This is a genomic window from Actibacterium mucosum KCTC 23349, assembly GCF_000647975.1.
In the GTDB taxonomy this organism is placed as follows: Bacteria; Pseudomonadota; Alphaproteobacteria; order Rhodobacterales; family Rhodobacteraceae; genus Actibacterium; species Actibacterium mucosum.
Map to the genome: position 1 here is coordinate 321190 of NZ_JFKE01000004.1, position 17163 is coordinate 338352.

The following is a 17163-nucleotide window of genomic DNA, read 5'->3' on the forward strand; positions in this document are numbered from 1 at the left end:
TTTCCCCTCAATGCTGAGCCAGCTGCGTGGCGGCATCCGAATGCGCCACGGCGGTTTCATAGTTCGATACAAGCGCCTCGACCGAGGGGCCGATAATATCGGTCACCAGGCTGGGATAGACACCCAGCAGCAGGGTCATGACGACAAGCGGTGCAAACAGCAAACGTTCGCGCCGGGTCATGTCGGTGATGGTGCGCAGGCTTTCCTTGATCAGGTCCCCCATCACCACGCGGCGATAGAGCCACAGCGCATAGCCCGCCGACAGGATCACACCCGTGGTGGCGATCATGGCCACCCAGGTGTTGGCCTGGAACATGCCCATCAGCGTCAGGAATTCGCCGACAAAGCCGCTGGTGCCCGGCAGGCCGACATTGGCCATGGTGAACAGCATGAAGATCAGCGCATAGGCCGGCATGCGGTTCACCAGCCCGCCATAGGCGTCGATTTCGCGCGTGTGCATGCGGTCATAGATGACGCCGACGCACAAAAACAGCGCGCCCGAGATAAAGCCGTGGCTGATCATCTGGAAGATCGCGCCGTCGATGCCCTGCTGGTTGGCTGCAAAGATACCCGCCGTGACATAGCCCATATGGGCCACCGAGGAATAGGCGATCAGCTTTTTCATATCGGTCTGCGCCAGCGCCACAAGCGAGGTGTAAACAATCGCGATGGCCGACATCCACAGAACCAACGGCCCAAGGATGTCCGAGCCCACGGGGAACATCGGAAAGCTGAACCGAAGGAAGCCGTAGCCGCCCATTTTCAGCAGGATCGCCGCCAGAACGACCGAGCCCGCGGTGGGCGCCTGCACGTGTGCATCAGGCAGCCAGGTATGCACCGGCCACATCGGCATTTTCACCGCAAACGAGGCGAAGAAGGCCAGCCACAGGATCGTCTGCAACCCGCCCGTGATCTGCCAGCCCAGCAGGCTGATCGGGCCGGCGCTGAACTCGTGGTTCAGCAGGGTCACGATGTCGGTTGTGCCTGCGTCGACATACATCGCCACCATGGCCACCAGCATCAGGACCGAGCCCAGGAAAGTATAGAGGAAGAACTTGAACGCGGCATAGATGCGGTTCTGACCACCCCAGATGCCGATTATCAGGAACATCGGGATCAGGCCGCCTTCGAAGAACAGGTAGAACAGCACCAGATCCAGCGCGCAGAACACGCCCAGCATCAGCGTTTCCAGCAGCAGGAAGGCAATCATGTATTCCTTGACGCGGTGGGTGACGCTCCAACATGCGCCGATGGTGATCGGCATCAGGAAGGTGGTCAGCATCACGAACAGGACCGAGATCCCGTCGACACCCATCTTGTATTTCAGGCCCAGGATCCATTCGCCCTCTTCCACGAACTGAAAGCCGGTGTTGGACGGTTCGAACTGGAACAATACGGCCAGCGAAATCACGAAGGTCGCGATGGTTGCCACCAAGGCGCCAAGCTTGACGTGCGACTGTGCCTCTTCGGTGTTTGGAACCAGCAGCAGCACAAGGGCTGCAAATGCCGGGAGGAACGTGATGATGGAAAGAACGTTATCCATTATTCGGCCCCCCCGCCGATCGACATCCAAGTGATCAGGACAACAATCCCAAGCACCATTACAAAGGCATAGTGGAAGAGGTAACCGGACTGGAACCGGCCAGCGAGGCGGGTAAAGAAGGGTACGATACCCATCGCCACGCCGTTGATCGAGCCGTCAATGACGTTTCCATCGCCGCGCTTCCAAAGGAAGTTACCCAGCCATTTCGCAGGGTTCACGAAGAGGAAGTCGTAGATTTCGTCGATATACCACTTGTTCAGAAGGAACCGGTACAGCACCGCCTGGTTCTCGGCCAGACGCCGCGGCAGCGACGGGTTCCGGACATAGAACAGATAGGCAGTGCCCAAACCAATCAGCATCGCAAAGAACGGGCTGAGAATAACCCAGGTCGGCACATAATGCGCGTCATGCAGCACGTGGTTATCCTCGGCCATGAAGATGGCGCCTTCGCCCGGCTGCTGTACCTTGCCGTGGTCGTCGCCGTGGTCGTCCTTGGCCTTGTCATCGCCTGCGGCGTGGGCTGCGCTGATCAGTGAGAACGCGGTGCTGGCATGGGCCTCTTCGTTTTGGGTGATGCCAAAGAAGGTGTCCACCTTCTTCTCGTCGCCAAAGAACGGCTTGTACCAGACCATGCCCGAGAAGATCGCGCCGATGGCCAAAACGCCCAGCGGTACCAGCATCACCTTGGGGCTTTCATGGGCGTGGTCATGGGTGTGCTTGTCGCCGCGCGGTTCGCCATAGAAGGTCAGGAACATCAGGCGCCAGCTGTAGAAACTGGTGAACATCGCGCCAATCACCAGCATCCAGAAGGCAAAGCCCGATGCGGTGGTGCCGGCGGCAAAGGCGCTTTCGATAATCGCGTCCTTGGAAATGAAGCCGGCAAAGCCCAGCGGGATACCACCCAGCTTGAAGATCACGGCGGGCACACCAACGCCGGTGATGGCCAGCGTGCCGATCATCATGGCCCAGAACGTATAGGGCATCTTTTTGCGCAGGCCGCCATAGTTCCGCATGTCTTGTTCGTGATGCATGCCATGGATGACCGAACCGGCGCCAAGGAACAGCATGGCCTTGAAGAAGGCGTGGGTCAGCAGGTGGAACATCGCCACCGAGTAGACGCCGACACCGGCGGCCACGAACATATAGCCCAGCTGCGAACAGGTCGAATAGGCGATCACGCGCTTGATGTCGTTCTGCACCAGACCCACGGTCGCGGCAAAAAACGCAGTGATGGCGCCGAGATAGACAATGAAGGTCTGCGTGCCATCGGCGAATTCAAACAGCGGCGACATGCGGCAGACAAGGAAGACGCCTGCGGTCACCATAGTTGCGGCGTGGATCAGGGCCGATACGGGCGTCGGACCCTCCATCGCGTCGGGCAGCCATGTGTGCAGGATGAACTGTGCCGATTTGCCCATCGCGCCGACAAACAGCAGGAAGGCCAGCAGGTTCGCGGCGTTCCAGTCGGTCCACAGGAAGGTGATCGAGGTTTCGGCCAGCGTCGGTGCCGCGCCAAAGATCACGTCGAAATCAATGCTGTCGGTCAGGAAGAACAGCCCGAAGATGCCCAAGGCAAAGCCAAAATCGCCCACGCGGTTGACCACAAAGGCCTTGATCGCGGCGGCGTTGGCCGAGGGTTTCTTGTAGTAGAACCCGATCAGCAGGTACGAGGCGACGCCCACGCCCTCCCAGCCAAAGAACATCTGAACCAGATTGTCGGCGGTCACCAGCGACAGCATGGCGAAGGTGAAGAAGGACAGGTAGGCAAAGAAGCGGGCCTTGTAATGCTCACCCTCGCTCCAGGCATCGTCATGGGCCATGTAGCCCAGCGAATACATGTGCACCAGCGCCGACACCGTAGTCACCACGATCAGCATGATCGCAGTCAGACGGTCCAGCCGGATCGCCCAGGCCGTGTCCAGCGTGCCGGACTGAATGAAGTTCAGAATGTGGATGTGCTGCGTGGTGCCGTCAAAGCCCAAAAACACGATCCAGCTAAGAAACGCGGCAAGAAACAGAATGCCGGTGGTCAGGTATTGCGCGGCCGTTTCGCCGATCAGACGCCAGCCAAATCCGGCAATGATCGCGCCAAGAAGCGGGGCAAATAGGATGATCGAAACCATTGTGAAGTTACCCCTTCATCACGTTGACATCTTCCACCGCGATCGTGCCGCGGGCCCGGAAGAAGCAGACAAGGATAGCCAGCCCGATGGCGGCCTCGGCCGCGGCAACGGTCAGCACGAACATCGTAAAGACCTGCCCGACCAGATCGCCCGAAAAGAACGAAAACGCGACAAGGTTTATGTTCACACTCAGCAGCATCAGTTCGATCGACATCAGGATGACGATCACGTTCTTGCGGTTCAGGAATATTCCGAAAATCCCGATCACAAACAGCGCGGCGGCCACGCCCAGGTAATGTTCAAGTCCGATCATGTCCCGTTCCTATCGTCCCTTTCGGCCGTTGTGTTCCGGCCGCGAATTCCTTGTGCCTCAGAGGCCCTGCCCCGGTTTCACGTCCTTCAGCTCCATCGCGGTGGCCGGGTCGCGGTACATCTGCGCCAGAACGTTCTGACGTTTGACGTTGGTGCGATGGCGCAGCGTCAGCATGATGGCGCCGATCATCGCAACCAGCAGGATCAGACCAGCGGCCTGGAAGAGGTAAATGTAATCGTCATAGATCAACTGACCCAGCGCGGCGGTGTTGTGCACATCGCCCGGTGCCGGCGCTACAGCGGCGCGCAGCGCCTCGGCCTCGGGCGCTGTGCCCCAAACCGCGTAGATCGCGCCCAGTTGCAACAGCAGCACCACCCCGATGAGCAGCGCGAAGGGCACATATTGCGCCATTTCCGCTTTTAGTGCGGCGAAATCGATGTCCAGCATCATCACCACGAACAGGAACAGCACCGCGACCGCGCCCACATAGACGATGACCAGCAGCATCGCGACAAACTCGGCCCCCAACAGCACAAAGAGGCCCGCCGCCGACAGAAACGCCAGGATCAGCCACAGCACCGAATGCACCGGGTTTTTCGAGACCACCACGAAAAGCCCGCCAATAACGCCGGTGATGGCAAACAGGTAAAAGGCCAGATCGGCAACGCTCATGCGTCATCCTCCTCGTTCGTCTCGTTGAACACCTCTTGCGCAAGCCGCAGAGCGTGGTTCATGGCGGGGATCCCGCCCAGCATGGCCATCTGATAGATGACCTCGGCAATTTCTTTTTGCGTCGCCCCGGCTTCCATCGCGTGGCGCACCGTCAGTTTGAACTGAGGTTCGGCATGGGCGCCCAGCACGGTCAGCCCGGCGATGACCACCATCAGGCGGGTCTTGGCGTCCAGCCCGTCCTTGTTGAACGCATTGCCCCACATCATTTCCATGAAGTCGCGCGGCATGGTGGGCATAAGCTTGTCAAACCCGGTGACCTGAAAACTTTCCATCGCAGGGTTAAAGGCGCGGGCCACCTGGTGGCTCTGCTCCATCATCTGCTCAAAAAGTTTGGCGAAGTCGGTCATCGGGCTTGGCTTTCTGTGGCTCAGCGATACGGGGCGTCGATTTCCAGGTTGCGGGCGATCTCGGCCTCCCAGCGTTCGCCATTGGCCAAAAGCTTGTCCTTGTCATAGAACAGCTCTTCGCGGGTCTCGGTGGCAAACTCGAAATTGGGGCCTTCGACGATGGCATCCACGGGGCAGGCTTCCTGACAGAAGCCGCAATAGATGCATTTGGTCATGTCGATGTCATAGCGCGTGGTGCGGCGGGACCCATCGTCGCGCGGTTCGGCGTCGATGGTGATGGCCTGCGCGGGGCAGACGGCCTCGCACAGCTTGCACGCGATACAGCGTTCCTCGCCATTGGGATACCGGCGCAGGGCGTGTTCCCCGCGGAAGCGCGGGCTGAGCGGGCCTTTCTCGTGCGGATAGTTCACCGTGGCCTTGGGCGCGAAGAAATAGCGCAGACCCAGTTTCAGCCCGCCAATAAAGTCAGCCAGCAGGAAATAGCGGCGGGCGCGGGTCCAGTCGATATCAGCCATTTGCAGCCTCCGTCAGGGCATCGGCGCGGTAGAAGAAGCCACCAAACGCGTCGTTGTTCAGGTCAAAGAAGGCCAGGAAGGCGATGATCACAACCCAGGCCAGCGACATCGGCAGGAACACTTTCCAACCCAGGCGCATCAGTTGGTCGTACCGGTAGCGCGGCGTGATCGCCTTGACCATCGCGAAGAGGAAGAAGAAGAACGCCATCTTCGCAACCATCCAGAACGCGCCGTCCGGCAGGCCCGGAATGGGCGACAGCCAGCCACCGAAGAACAGCAGCGAGGTCAGCGCGCACATCAGGAAGATGGCGATATATTCACCGGCCATGAACAGCAGGAACGGGGTAGAGCTGTATTCAACCTGATACCCCGCCACCAGTTCCGATTCAGCCTCGGGCAGGTCGAAGGGCGGGCGGTTTGTTTCGGCCAGGGCCGAGATGAAGAACAGGAACACCATCGGGAAATGCGGCAGCCAGTACCAGTTCAAGAGGCCAAGGTTGCCATCCTGCGCGCGCACGATATCGCCGAAGTTCAGCGACCCGGTCGACAGCACCACACCGATGATGATGAGGCCAATCGAGACCTCATACGAGATCATCTGCGCCGCCGAGCGCAGCGAGCCCAGGAACGGATATTTCGAGTTTGACGCCCAGCCGCCCATGATCACACCGTAAACTTCCAGCGACGACACGGCAAAGACATAAAGGATGGCCACGTTCAGGTCGGCCAGAACCCAGCCATCGGCAAACGGGATCACGGCCCAGGCAATCATGGCCAGAACGAAGGACAGCATCGGCGCCAGCATGAACACCGTCTTGTCGGCGCCGGCGGGGATGACCACCTCTTTGACAACGTATTTCAGCGCGTCCGCCACCGATTGCAGCAGACCAAAGGCGCCAACCACGTTGGGCCCGCGCCGCATCTGCACCGCCGCCCAGATCTTGCGGTCACCATAGACCAGGAACAAAAGCGAGATCATCACAAACGCAACGACCAGCAGGCTTTGCGCCACGATCAGTACAAATGTGCCCAGACCTGTGTTTAGAAATTCAGCCATCTTTGCCCCATTCCCTCAGACCGTCGGTATTCCTTCGCGCACGCAGTTTTCCGCAACGACTTCGGCGTCGATCAGGCCGATGCCGCGCGGCAGCGCTGGCGAGATTGTGTAAACAGCATCTGCCCGCCAAATGCCAGCCTCTTCCGACACATTCGTGCGTACATGTCGTGCAAAACCGTATCCGCGGATCAATGCATAGCGCGCAGCGGCGCATTCTGCGTAGCGTTCAACCGCTTCGCGTTCGTTGGTGCCCGTCAAAGCCACCAGAAAATTGACCAGATCACCGTCCAGAAGCCGCGTTTCGATGCCCTGATAGACCGGCATGGGGCCGGTTTCGGCACGACCCACGGCCTCGGGCGCGGGCTGACATGCCGAAAGCGCGCTTGCCAAAAGCAGCGCGGGGGCGATGCGGGCAACCACGGCGCCTTACTCCGCCGCGACCTTGGCGGTTTCGCGCGCCTTGGCGTTTGCGTCCAACTCGGCCATGACGGTCGACGCGCGGGCGATGGGGTTGGAAAGGTAGAAACTGGTCATCGCGGTGCCCAGGCCGGCCTTTTTCAACGGCTTGGTGTCCAGCGGTGTCCAGGTGTTTTCCGGCACCTGATCAATCGCGGCAAGATGCGGTACCGCGGCAACAACGGCCTGACGCAGGGCGGCAAGGCTGTCATAAGGCAGCGTGGCCTCCAGCTCGGCGCTGAGTGCGCGTAGGATCGCCCAGTTTTCCTTGGCTTCGCCCGGTGGGAAGCTGGCGCGCAGGGCCAGTTGTGGCCGGCCCTCGGTGTTCACAAAGAGACCCTGTTCTTCGGGATAGGCCGCGCCCGGCAGAATCACGTCGGCGCGGTGCGCGCCACGGTCGCCATGGCTGCCCTGATAGATCACGAAGGCGCCGGCAGGAATGTCCAGCTCGTCCGCGCCCATGTTATAGATCACGTCGCCTGACAACGCGGCGTCCAGCCCGCCTTCATTCACGGCATCGACGTCCAGCGCGCCAACACGGCCCGCTGCGGTGTGCAGCACCATGAATTTCGCGCCCGACACCGTGGCCATGTCCATCGCATGGGCCAGCACATCGGCGCCATCCTCGTCGGTCAATGCGCCTTGGCCCACGATGACGACGGTGTTCTTGTTGTCGCGGGTGTCATCCGAAACGCCTTTGGCGGCCATGTCCACCAGTGTCTTGCGACCCGGACCGGCGTGGAAATACTCATAGCTCAGATCGGGGGCGGCCCCGATCACGCCAACCTCGGCACCAGCCAGCCAGGCTTTGCGGATGCGGGCGTTCAGAACCGGCGCTTCGACCGAAGGGTCGGTGCCGATCAGCAGGATCATGTCGGCGGTGTCGATGTCTTCGATGGTCGCGGTGCCTACATAGGCCGAACGGTTATCGGCCGGCAGTTTCGCGCCATCCACGCGCGATTCGACGATACCGCCTTGCCCTTCGATCAGTTGCTTCAGCGCAAAGGCCGCCTCGACCGGGGCCAGATCACCCACCAGGCCAGTCAGCTTGCCGGCGCCTTTGATCGCCTCGGCGGTTTTGGTCAGCGCCTCGCCCCAGCTGGCCGGGCGCAGTTTGCCGTTTTCGCGGATATAGGGCCGATCCAGACGCTGACGGCGCAGACCGTCCCAGACAAAGCGCGTCTTGTCGGAAATCCATTCCTCGTTCACGCCATCATGGTTGCGCGGCAGAATGCGCATCACTTCGCGGCCCTTGGTATCGACGCGGATATTGCTGCCCAGCGCGTCCATCACGTCGATGGTTTCGGTCTTGGTCAGCTCCCAAGGACGGGCGGTAAAGGCATAAGGTTTCGACACCAACGCGCCCACCGGGCACAGGTCGATGATATTGCCCTGCATGTTCGAGTTCAGCGTCTCGCCCAGATAGCTGGTGATCTCGGCATCTTCGCCGCGCCCAGTCTGGCCCATCTGGGTGATGCCCGCGACCTCGGTGGTGAAGCGCACGCAGCGGGTGCAGCTGATGCAACGGGTCATGTGGGTTTCTACCAGCGGGCCAAGGTCCAGATCGGTGCTGGCGCGCTTGGGTTCACGGAAGCGGCTGAAATCGACGCCGTAGGCCATGGCCTGATCCTGCAGGTCACATTCGCCACCCTGATCGCAGATCGGGCAATCCAGCGGGTGGTTGATCAGCAGGAACTCCATCACGCCTTCGCGGGCCTTCTTGACCATGGGCGAGTTGGTGCGGACCTCGGGCGGGGCGCCATCGGGGCCGGGGCGCAAATCCTTGACCTGCATCGCGCAAGACGCCGCGGGTTTGGGCGGACCGCCCACAACCTCGACCAGGCACATCCGGCAGTTGCCCGCGATGGACAGGCGTTCATGATAGCAAAACCGCGGAACTTCGATCGCGACCTGTTCACAGGCCTGGATCAGTGTCATGGCAGGATCGACTTCGATTTCCTGACCGTCGATGATGATTTTCCGCAGCTCTGCCATTTGCCCTCACTTCAATTTCAGCAAAACACCGATCTGGCTGTTCCGGTCAATTTCATATTGCCCGACAGTGCAATAGGACTGTGGGCTCGCGGGGTCCAGCCCCTTCGACAAAAGATATGCGTTTGCGGCGGAATTGACGCGTTCTTTTTCACCTTTGTCTTCCACAAAGGCGCGAATTTCACGTTCTGAATAACCTCGGTCACGCGCAAGCCGTTCCAGGCTGCGGCCATAGCGATAGGCCTTGATCAGCCGCGGCGAGATCGAGTCGCAATGTTTCTGAATCTGATAGCCTGCCTCGATCAGGATCAGGCCGTTGTTGATGTCCGATTCATCACGCAACCCGGCAGCCAGGGGATTTGCGATCCCGATGGCTAAAAATCCAGCGGCCAGTGTGGTTAACTTGCGTTTCATGTCTGACTCCATACCCGGTTTCGGCGCGCGGAAAAAGCGCACCGGGCCAAAGCTGGGAATTCAGGCATAGGTTATTCAATATCGCGGGCTATTCCGCCTCTTTTTTTGCGGCCTTATAGGCGGCAAACAGCCGAGAGACAGGCACACCATTGATCGTGGCCCCGGCCAGTTGCGCAGCGTCCAGACGCGCATTGGACAGGTTCACATCTTTCAGAACCGCGCCCGACATGTTGGCATTCAAAATCGTCACGTTGGACAAATTGACGTTGTCCATCGCCGACGAGGACAGGTTAACATCCTCGAACGCCGAACCGGACAGGTTTGACCCCGTGAAATACGACCCTGCCAGAACCGAATCCGACACTTTCAACTGGCCGCGTTTACCTTCCATATCCATGTTACCCTTCACCCCGATAGTGGCCTCGCAGGCGCAGATATGGCGTGCCTGCTTCGTCAGGTCAAAGTAAACAGTCCATTACGGCGGTTTAAGGGCGTTCGGCCTGAGATTCCTTCAGAAAAGCCCAACCAAAGGCGGTTTCCGTGTCGCCGTGACGCTGCCAGTGATGGAATCGGTCCATCCCTTCGACCAAACTTGGCCTATGGCCGGGCGAAACGGGCCAAAGAACCATGTTCGAGTTGCCAACTGCGTCGAACCATTCCCGCCGACGGTCGAAGAACCTTTTGTGGATGGTATTGAAAACGAAATGGTGCAGTGCGGCGTAATCGCGCCACACCGAAAGCGTGGCGGCGGTGTTGGGATCGCCGAACACCCCTGCGGGATCGTTTTGCGCAGCATCCATGTCGTCATCCGACATTCGCCAGATGAACCCGTCCGACCGGGCTGCCACGGCATTCACCATATCCAGCCCATCGATGAAGCCCTGCGTCCGGGGATCATCCCAGCCGTATTTCAGAACGCCGAAATTCAGCTCGGCCAGGTGGAAACCTTCCAACACTTGCCCTGCCCCTAATTTGCAACAAGATAGCGCCCGATCCGATGCTCCGGGCCGATCACCTTTTTGCCATACCGGCAAAGCCCCGCAACATCATCCAGCGACAGATCCAGTTGCGACAGCATCCATTGTCCGATTGCCGCCAAGTTTTCATTTTTCTCGTAGAAAATGCGTTTTCGAACCGGGTTGCGGCCGATGCCCTTTTCCTTGGCTGCGATATTGGAGGCGGCGATCACATACGCCTGGTCGCCGGGCCCACCGACCCGTTCAAACGCCGTGCAGCGGTCCGCGATATAGGCCCCGACAAGGATCTCGCCAACGATGACCTGGTATTTGTCCTGCGCGGACGCCGGCAACGCCCACAAGCCGCCGGTAAGCAGCGCCAAGCAGAACGACGCCTGGCGCACCGCTTGCATTACTCTGCCGCGATGGCGCTGACGCGCCCGGTTTTCTGGGCCTTGATGCGGTCTTCGATCTCGTCGCGGAAATTCTTGATCAGGCCCTGAATCGGCCAGGCCGCCGCGTCGCCAAGGGCGCAGATCGTGTGGCCTTCGACCTGTTTGGTGACGTCGAACAGCATGTCGATCTCTTCAACCTCGGCCTCGCCCTTCACCAGACGGTCCATGACCCGCATCATCCAGCCGGTGCCTTCGCGGCACGGCGTGCATTGGCCACAGCTTTCGTGTTTGTAGAACTTCGACAACCGCCAGATCGCTTTGATGATGTCGGTGGAATTGTCCATAACGATCACCGCCGCGGTGCCCAGGCCCGAGCCCAGCTCGCCCCGCAGATAGTCGAAATCCATGATCGCGTCGCGCATGTTCTCGCCGCGCACACAGGGCACCGACGAGCCGCCGGGGATCACCGCCTTGAGGTTGTCCCAGCCGCCGCGGATGCCGCCGCAATGCTTGTCGATCAGCTCTTCGAAGGAAATCGACATGGCCTCTTCAACCACGCAGGGGTTGTTCACATGGCCCGAGATCGCAAACAGCTTGGTGCCCGCGTTGTTCTGACGGCCAAAGCCCGCAAACCAGTCGCCGCCACGGCGCAGGATGGTGGGCACAACGGCGATGGATTCGACATTGTTCACCGTGGTCGGGCAGCCATAAAGACCCGCACCCGCCGGGAAAGGCGGTTTCATGCGGGGCATGCCCTTGCGGCCCTCGAGGCTTTCCAGCAGCGCGGTTTCCTCGCCACAGATATAGGCGCCGGCGCCGTGATGCAGGAACAGCTCAAAATCCCAGCCCGAGCCGGCGGCGTTTTTGCCCAGAAGGCCGGCGTCATACGCCTCGTCAATCGCGGCCTGCAGCGCCTCGCGCTCGCGGATATATTCGCCGCGCAGATAGATATAGCAGGCATTGGCGCCCATCGCGAAGCTGGCGATCAGGCAGCCTTCGATCAGGGTGTGCGGATCATGGCGCATAATCTCGCGGTCTTTGCAGGTGCCGGGCTCGGATTCGTCGGCATTGACCACCAGGTAATGCGGCCGGCCATCGCTGCCCTTGGGCATGAACGACCATTTAAGACCAGTGGGGAAGCCTGCCCCGCCGCGCCCGCGCAGGCCCGAGGCCTTCATCTCGTCCACGATCCAGTCGCGACCTTTCTTGATGATGTCGGCTGTGCCATCCCAGTGGCCACGACGACGTGCGCCCGCAAGCGTGCGCTCGTCCATGCCGTAGAGGTTGGTAAAGATGCGATCTTCATCTTTCAGCATAGTCGGTCCTCAATCTTCCCGGCGGTCCCGCCAGATTTGGTATGACACCACAAGCGCCCACAACAGGGCCGCAAGGGCGGCAAAATCGAACAAGAATACAAAACGCGTCGGCAAACCCAGTTGGCCACCAAGAGCCTGCGCGGCCATCCATAGCACCATCGTGGCGGCAATCACAATCGCCGCCACGCGCCCTTTTCGGGCATTTTGTGCCTGTTTGCTGTTTGGGTCCGCCATTTATTCGTAAACGTCGCCTTCATCGACCTTTTTTGAAAACGCCGTCGCGCCACCTGAGGCCAGGGTTTGCGCCTGCGACACCCAGGCGTCGCGGCTGACCCGGCCTTTGAAGCCTTGCAGATTCTCGTCGACCCAGGCGACCTCGGCATCTGTCCACGCAGCGATCTGGTCGAAGTGATAGAAACCCATGGTGTTCAGCAGCGCTTCCAGCTTGGGGCCGACGCCTTTGATCTTTTTCAGGTCATCCGCGCCGCCTTCGCGTGCCCCGTCCAGCGCCGCAGGGCGGCGTTCGGCAGTGGTGTCCTCGGGCTCCGAATCCGGCGCGGTGTCGTTGCCGTAAGTCCAGCTGCCTTTGCGATCTGCCAGTTCGGCCTCGCCTGCCAGCGGCTTGCTGGGCGTCACGATATCCGAGGCACCAACGGTTTCATGGGGCTTTTGCGGCGCAGTTTCCGGCGCGGCGGCGGCTTTTTCCGGTGCAGCCTCTGGCACTGGCGCAGGTTCAGGATCAGATGTGGGCTCAGGTGCGGCTGCCGGCGCAGGCACCGATTCTGATGCAGGTTCCGGGGTGGGTGCGGCCGGCTCTTCGACATTGGCCGTGGCGGCGCGCGCGCGCTCTTCGGGGCGGCAGAACAGCCATGTCAGGATTACGCCCAGCAAACCCGCGGCGATAACACCAGTAAACAGCGAAGCCATGAAAGATCGGTCACCGATCAGCATCACAACGAGAATTACGAGCCCTGCCACACCGGCAATCGCCCACATCTTAAGGGCGCAATTCTGCCCGTTGTCGTTTTGCGTCATGTCGTTCCGACCTCCCTGTCAGTGATCAGTAGACATCGCCTTTCTCAACCCGGGCCGAGAACTCTGTCTCGCCTCCTGATGCCAGGGTCTTGGCTTGGTCCACCCAATTGTCACGCGTTACACGGCCCTTGAAGCCGATGATGTTCGCATCGACCCAGGCTACTTCCTTGTCGGTCCAAGCGGCAATCTGACCAAAGTGGTAGATGCCAAGGCCATTAAGCAGCCCTTCCAGCTTGGGGCCAACACCCTTGATCTGTTTCAGATCGTCGGCCTCGCCCTTGGGCGCATCCAAAGCCACCGGACGATCGTCCTGGGTGGCTTCTGCAGGGGCTGCATCCACAGCTGCGGCGGGCGCGGCTTTGGTCTTGGGTTCTTCGGCCTTCGGTGCAGGCTTCGGAGCCTCGACTTTGGGTTCGGGGGCCGGTTCGGCCTTGGCCGGCTTGGGCTCTGTCTTGGGTTCGGCTTTGGCCGCAGGCTCCTTGGCCGCCGGGGCCGAAGGGGCCTCAGGCTCGGGCGTGTCGTCTGCGACGTTCTGCTTGTTCCACGGCGTAATCAACGGCACCTCGGTTCCGTCGATGCGCTTGACGGTATCACCGATATCCACGGCCAGCTGCGCCGACGCGTTGTACTTGGTGTGACCGCTTTCGAACTCTTTCAGGCTGGTCAAACCGCCCAGCGGCTCGGCAGCATAGCGGCCATTTTGCGGACCCGGCACCGGCACTTCGCCCTTGGCCAGTTCATCGATGATCTCACCCAGCCGTTCGGCGGTCAGGTCTTCGTAGTAATCCTTGCCGATCTGGGCCATCGGCGCGTTTGCGCAGGCACCCAGGCATTCCACCTCTTCCCAGCTGAACTTGCCATCAGCGCTGAGTGTGTGGGGTGTTTCGGCGATCTTGTCGCGGCACACGGCAATCAGGTCTTCAGCCCCGCAGATCATGCAGGACGTCGTGCCGCAAATCTGCAAATGCGCGACGGTCCCAACCGGTTGCAGTTGGAACATGAAATAGAATGTTGCAACCTCGAGCGCCCGGATATGCGCCATGCCCAGCATGTCGGCCACGTGCTGAATCGCAGCGCGCGTCAGCCAGCCTTCCTGCTCTTGCGCCCGCCACAAAAGCGGGATGATGGCGCTGGCTTGACGGCCTTCAGGGTATTTTGAGATCTGCGCCTCCGCCCAGGCCAGATTGTCCGGCGAAAAGGCGAAAGCGTCAGGTTGCTCGGGATGCAGTCGGCGTAGCATTAGCTGGCACAGGCTCCGGAAATCAGGGTGATGCCGCCCTCGTCCGACGCGTCGACGATCTCGTTCAACACGCGCAACTGGGCAACGATAGAGGACAGGGTTTCTTCGTTGAACCCGGTCGTGGTTTCAACAAGCGTTGCGCTGGCTTCATCCGCAATGGTGCAACCGGCGGTCACCATGGCGGCGCGCAGGCTGTCCAACTGGTCGTCGGTCACTTCTACATCCTGAGCAAAAGCAGCCAACGGCGACAGGGCAAGGCAAAGGGTTGTGGTCTTTACAAAGGTCTTCATGGGTCTCACTCCTTCACACCCGGTCATACCCGCCGGGTCAGTCGGGTCCCCACCCAGATCTCTGCAAGCGCCGGGGTGATCAACGGTCGATCTCCCCGAACACGATATCCATTGTGCCGATGATGGCTGCCACATCCGCCAGCTGATGACCCTTGGAAACATGGTCCATCGCCTGCAGGTGCGGGAAGCCCGGCGCGCGCAGTTTAGCACGATATGGCTTATTGGTGCCATCCGATACCATATAGACACCAAATTCACCTTTTGGAGCCTCAACCGCCGCGTAAACTTCACCGGCGGGCACGTGGAAGCCCTCGGTATACAGTTTGAAGTGGTGGATCAGGCTTTCCATCGAGGTTTTCATGTCGCCGCGCTTGGGCGGGGTCAGCTTGCCGCGCGCCAGCACGTCACCCTTTTCAACCCTAAGCTTTTCAAGGCATTGCAGCATGATCTTCAAGCTTTCGCGCATCTCGGCCATGCGGCAGAGATAGCGGTCATAACAGTCGCCGTTTTTGCCAACCGGGATCTGGAAATCGAACTCGTTATAGCATTCGTAGGGCTGCGAACGGCGCAGATCCCAGGCCAGGCCCGAGCCGCGCACCATCACGCCCGAGAAGCCCCAATCGAGGATCTCTTGCTCACTAATCACGCCAATATCGGCGTTTCGTTGCTTGAAAATGCGGTTTTCGGTCAGCAATTCGTCGATATCGTCCAGAACTGCGGGAAATGTGCCACACCATTCTTCAATATCGTCGATCAGGTCGTCGGGCAGGTCCTGATGCACGCCACCGGGACGGAAATAGGCCGCGTGCAGGCGCGCCCCGCAGGCGCGTTCATAGAAGACCATCAGCTTTTCACGCTCTTCAAACCCCCACAGCGGCGGGGTCAGCGCGCCCACATCCATGGCCTGCGTGGTGACGTTCAGCAGGTGGTTCAGGATGCGGCCGATCTCGGAATACAGCACCCGGATCAGGCTGGCGCGACGCGGCACTTGGGTGCCCGTCAGCTTTTCGATGGCCATGCACCAGGCGTGTTCCTGGTTCATCGGGGCCACGTAGTCGAGGCGGTCCAGATAGGGCAGGTTCTGCAGGTAGGTGCGGCTTTCCATCAGCTTTTCGGTGCCGCGGTGCAGCAGGCCGATATGCGGGTCGGCGCGTTCGACGATCTCGCCGTCCAGCTCAAGCACCATCCGCAAAACGCCGTGCGCCGCAGGGTGTTGCGGGCCGAAGTTGATGTTGAAGTTGCGGATCTTCTGTTCGCCCGTCAGAGCGTCTTCGAAACCTTTGGAGCCGTCCATCATTTATCCACCCCCGGAACCTTGATGTCGTCGCGAAACGCCATGACCCACAGCAGGATCAGCACACCAAACGGGATGATGCAGATCAGGGCGGCCATTTCGGGCAACCGAAACTTTGGCATCAGGCGCCACAGCGGCACGATGGTCAGCGCCGAGATGATGATCCACCAGATAAATCCCATCAGGCTGTCCCCTCTTTCTCGTCACCGGGCAGGATGTATTCGGCCCCTTCCCATGGCGACATAAAGTCGAACTGTCGGTATTCCTGCGTCAGGTTGACCGGTTCATAGACCACGCGTTTTTGCGTTTCGTCGTACCGTACCTCGGTATAGCCGGTGGTCGGGAAATCCTTGCGCAGCGGGTGGCCGCGGAAACCGTAATCGGTCAGCAGGCGGCGCAGGTCGGGATGGCCCGAGAACAGGATACCGAACATGTCATACACTTCCCGCTCGAACCAATTGGCCGAGGGGTGCACGGACACGATCGACGGCACCATGTCTTCCTCGCGCGCGGCGACCCGCAGGCGGACGCGCTGATTCTGGTACATCGACAGGAAGTGATAGACCACGTCGAACCGCACCTCGCGGGCGGGGTGGTCGATGGCGGTGATATCCACCAGGGTCGAGAACCGGCAGGTGGCATCGGTGCGCAGGAAATCGACGAAATCCACCAGGTTGGCGGGCGCCACGTCGATGGTCAGCTCGTCCAGCGTCACCGCCCAGCCCAGCACGCAATCGGCGCGCTTGGCCTCGATATGGGCGCCCAGTTCTTGCAAAGCCTCAGTCATGTTTCACCGCTTTGTTGGATCGGGTTTGCTGGATCGGCAAACTCCCAGCTCACACGACCTTGGTCGAATTTTTGCGAAATCGCAGTCAGCCCAGCTTCTAGTTCGGAAATCTTTTCGGCGTCTGCCGACATGCCGAAAGTATTGATCGACAGGAACGGCAAGTCGCAGTCATCCTCGTCAATTTCCACTGAAATAGGCGAAACACCGGCCTTCGTGGCGAGTTCTCCTGCCTCTTTTACAAAGGCCTCGGCGTTGGAATGGGTCGAGAAATCGCAAAGGAACCGCATCTGCTCGATGGCCGAGATATCAACACCTTTCCCAGCAAACTCGCTTAGAAAAGCGCGGTTCTCATCCACAA

Annotated in this window: 22 protein-coding genes; all 22 read right to left on the minus strand. The window is 60.2% G+C overall.

Annotated elements, in window-relative coordinates:
* Nucleotides 1-7 precede the first annotated feature (7 nt).
* The gene (locus ACMU_RS10835; protein ID WP_035259403.1) at nt 8-1543 is read right to left on the minus strand and encodes an NADH-quinone oxidoreductase subunit M; all 1536 of its coding nucleotides are present in this window, start codon (nt 1541-1543) and stop codon (nt 8-10) included.
* Entirely contained in the window at nt 1543-3666 is a 2124-nt protein-coding gene (nuoL, locus tag ACMU_RS10840) for an NADH-quinone oxidoreductase subunit L (protein WP_035259404.1), read from the minus strand. Before nuoL ends, ACMU_RS10835 begins: the two co-directional genes overlap by 1 nt.
* 7 nt (nt 3667-3673) lie before the next feature.
* The gene (gene nuoK, locus ACMU_RS10845; protein ID WP_035259406.1) at nt 3674-3979 is read right to left on the minus strand and encodes an NADH-quinone oxidoreductase subunit NuoK; all 306 of its coding nucleotides are present in this window, start codon (nt 3977-3979) and stop codon (nt 3674-3676) included.
* A 57-nt stretch (nt 3980-4036) separates the two neighbouring features.
* Complete coding sequence (locus ACMU_RS10850; RefSeq protein WP_035259409.1) at nt 4037-4651, minus strand: NADH-quinone oxidoreductase subunit J; 615 nt, start codon at nt 4649-4651, stop codon at nt 4037-4039.
* Nucleotides 4648-5058 carry a carboxymuconolactone decarboxylase family protein gene (locus tag ACMU_RS10855; RefSeq protein ID WP_035259412.1) on the minus strand — a complete coding sequence of 137 codons (411 nt, stop codon included), beginning with the start codon at nt 5056-5058 and terminating at the stop codon, nt 4648-4650. Before ACMU_RS10855 ends, ACMU_RS10850 begins: the two co-directional genes overlap by 4 nt.
* Nucleotides 5059-5078: 20 nt before the next feature.
* On the minus strand, nt 5079-5573 hold the full coding sequence (gene nuoI, locus ACMU_RS10860; RefSeq protein WP_035259413.1) for an NADH-quinone oxidoreductase subunit NuoI: 495 nt from the start codon (nt 5571-5573) through the stop codon (nt 5079-5081).
* Nucleotides 5566-6630: an NADH-quinone oxidoreductase subunit NuoH gene (nuoH, locus tag ACMU_RS10865; protein ID WP_035259415.1), complete on the minus strand. Its 1065-nt coding sequence runs from the start codon at nt 6628-6630 to the stop codon at nt 5566-5568. The genes nuoI and nuoH overlap by 8 nt, the downstream gene beginning before the upstream one ends.
* Nucleotides 6631-6645: 15 nt before the next feature.
* A complete protein-coding gene (locus ACMU_RS10870) occupies nt 6646-7050 on the minus strand; it encodes a hypothetical protein (protein WP_035259416.1) in 405 nt (134 codons plus the stop codon).
* Between the two features lie 6 nt (nt 7051-7056).
* Nucleotides 7057-9081 carry an NADH-quinone oxidoreductase subunit NuoG gene (gene nuoG / locus ACMU_RS10875; RefSeq protein WP_035259419.1) on the minus strand — a complete coding sequence of 675 codons (2025 nt, stop codon included), beginning with the start codon at nt 9079-9081 and terminating at the stop codon, nt 7057-7059.
* 6 nt (nt 9082-9087) lie between these two features.
* Nucleotides 9088-9492: a DUF5333 domain-containing protein gene (locus tag ACMU_RS10880; RefSeq protein ID WP_051588275.1), complete on the minus strand. Its 405-nt coding sequence runs from the start codon at nt 9490-9492 to the stop codon at nt 9088-9090.
* An 88-nt stretch (nt 9493-9580) separates the two neighbouring features.
* A complete protein-coding gene (locus tag ACMU_RS10885) occupies nt 9581-9889 on the minus strand; it encodes a pentapeptide repeat-containing protein (RefSeq protein WP_035259421.1) in 309 nt (102 codons plus the stop codon).
* 88 nt (nt 9890-9977) lie between these two features.
* Complete coding sequence (locus ACMU_RS10890; RefSeq protein WP_035259424.1) at nt 9978-10448, minus strand: DUF3291 domain-containing protein; 471 nt, start codon at nt 10446-10448, stop codon at nt 9978-9980.
* 11 nt (nt 10449-10459) lie between these two features.
* Nucleotides 10460-10831 (minus strand): hypothetical protein, encoded by a 372-nt coding sequence (locus ACMU_RS10895; RefSeq protein WP_152544586.1) that lies wholly within the window; start codon nt 10829-10831, stop codon nt 10460-10462.
* A gap of 29 nt (nt 10832-10860) precedes the next feature.
* Entirely contained in the window at nt 10861-12159 is a 1299-nt protein-coding gene (gene nuoF / locus ACMU_RS10900) for an NADH-quinone oxidoreductase subunit NuoF (RefSeq protein ID WP_035259426.1), read from the minus strand.
* A gap of 9 nt (nt 12160-12168) precedes the next feature.
* Entirely contained in the window at nt 12169-12393 is a 225-nt protein-coding gene (locus tag ACMU_RS10905; RefSeq protein ID WP_035259428.1) for a DUF5337 family protein, read from the minus strand.
* Entirely contained in the window at nt 12394-13194 is an 801-nt protein-coding gene (locus ACMU_RS10910; RefSeq protein ID WP_051588276.1) for a hypothetical protein, read from the minus strand.
* Between the two features lie 25 nt (nt 13195-13219).
* The gene (locus ACMU_RS10915; protein WP_035259429.1) at nt 13220-14434 is read right to left on the minus strand and encodes an NADH-quinone oxidoreductase subunit E; all 1215 of its coding nucleotides are present in this window, start codon (nt 14432-14434) and stop codon (nt 13220-13222) included.
* Nucleotides 14434-14724: a hypothetical protein gene (locus ACMU_RS10920; protein WP_035259431.1), complete on the minus strand. Its 291-nt coding sequence runs from the start codon at nt 14722-14724 to the stop codon at nt 14434-14436. Before ACMU_RS10920 ends, ACMU_RS10915 begins: the two co-directional genes overlap by 1 nt.
* A 79-nt stretch (nt 14725-14803) precedes the next feature.
* Complete coding sequence (locus tag ACMU_RS10925) at nt 14804-16021, minus strand: NADH-quinone oxidoreductase subunit D (RefSeq protein WP_035259433.1); 1218 nt, start codon at nt 16019-16021, stop codon at nt 14804-14806.
* Complete coding sequence (locus tag ACMU_RS10930) at nt 16018-16200, minus strand: hypothetical protein (protein ID WP_035259434.1); 183 nt, start codon at nt 16198-16200, stop codon at nt 16018-16020. The genes ACMU_RS10925 and ACMU_RS10930 overlap by 4 nt, the downstream gene beginning before the upstream one ends.
* The gene (locus tag ACMU_RS10935) at nt 16200-16805 is read right to left on the minus strand and encodes an NADH-quinone oxidoreductase subunit C (protein ID WP_035259436.1); all 606 of its coding nucleotides are present in this window, start codon (nt 16803-16805) and stop codon (nt 16200-16202) included. The genes ACMU_RS10930 and ACMU_RS10935 overlap by 1 nt, the downstream gene beginning before the upstream one ends.
* Nucleotides 16802-17161: a ribonuclease E inhibitor RraB gene (locus tag ACMU_RS10940; protein WP_161635666.1), complete on the minus strand. Its 360-nt coding sequence runs from the start codon at nt 17159-17161 to the stop codon at nt 16802-16804. Before ACMU_RS10940 ends, ACMU_RS10935 begins: the two co-directional genes overlap by 4 nt.
* Between the last annotated feature and the right edge of the window lie 2 nt (nt 17162-17163).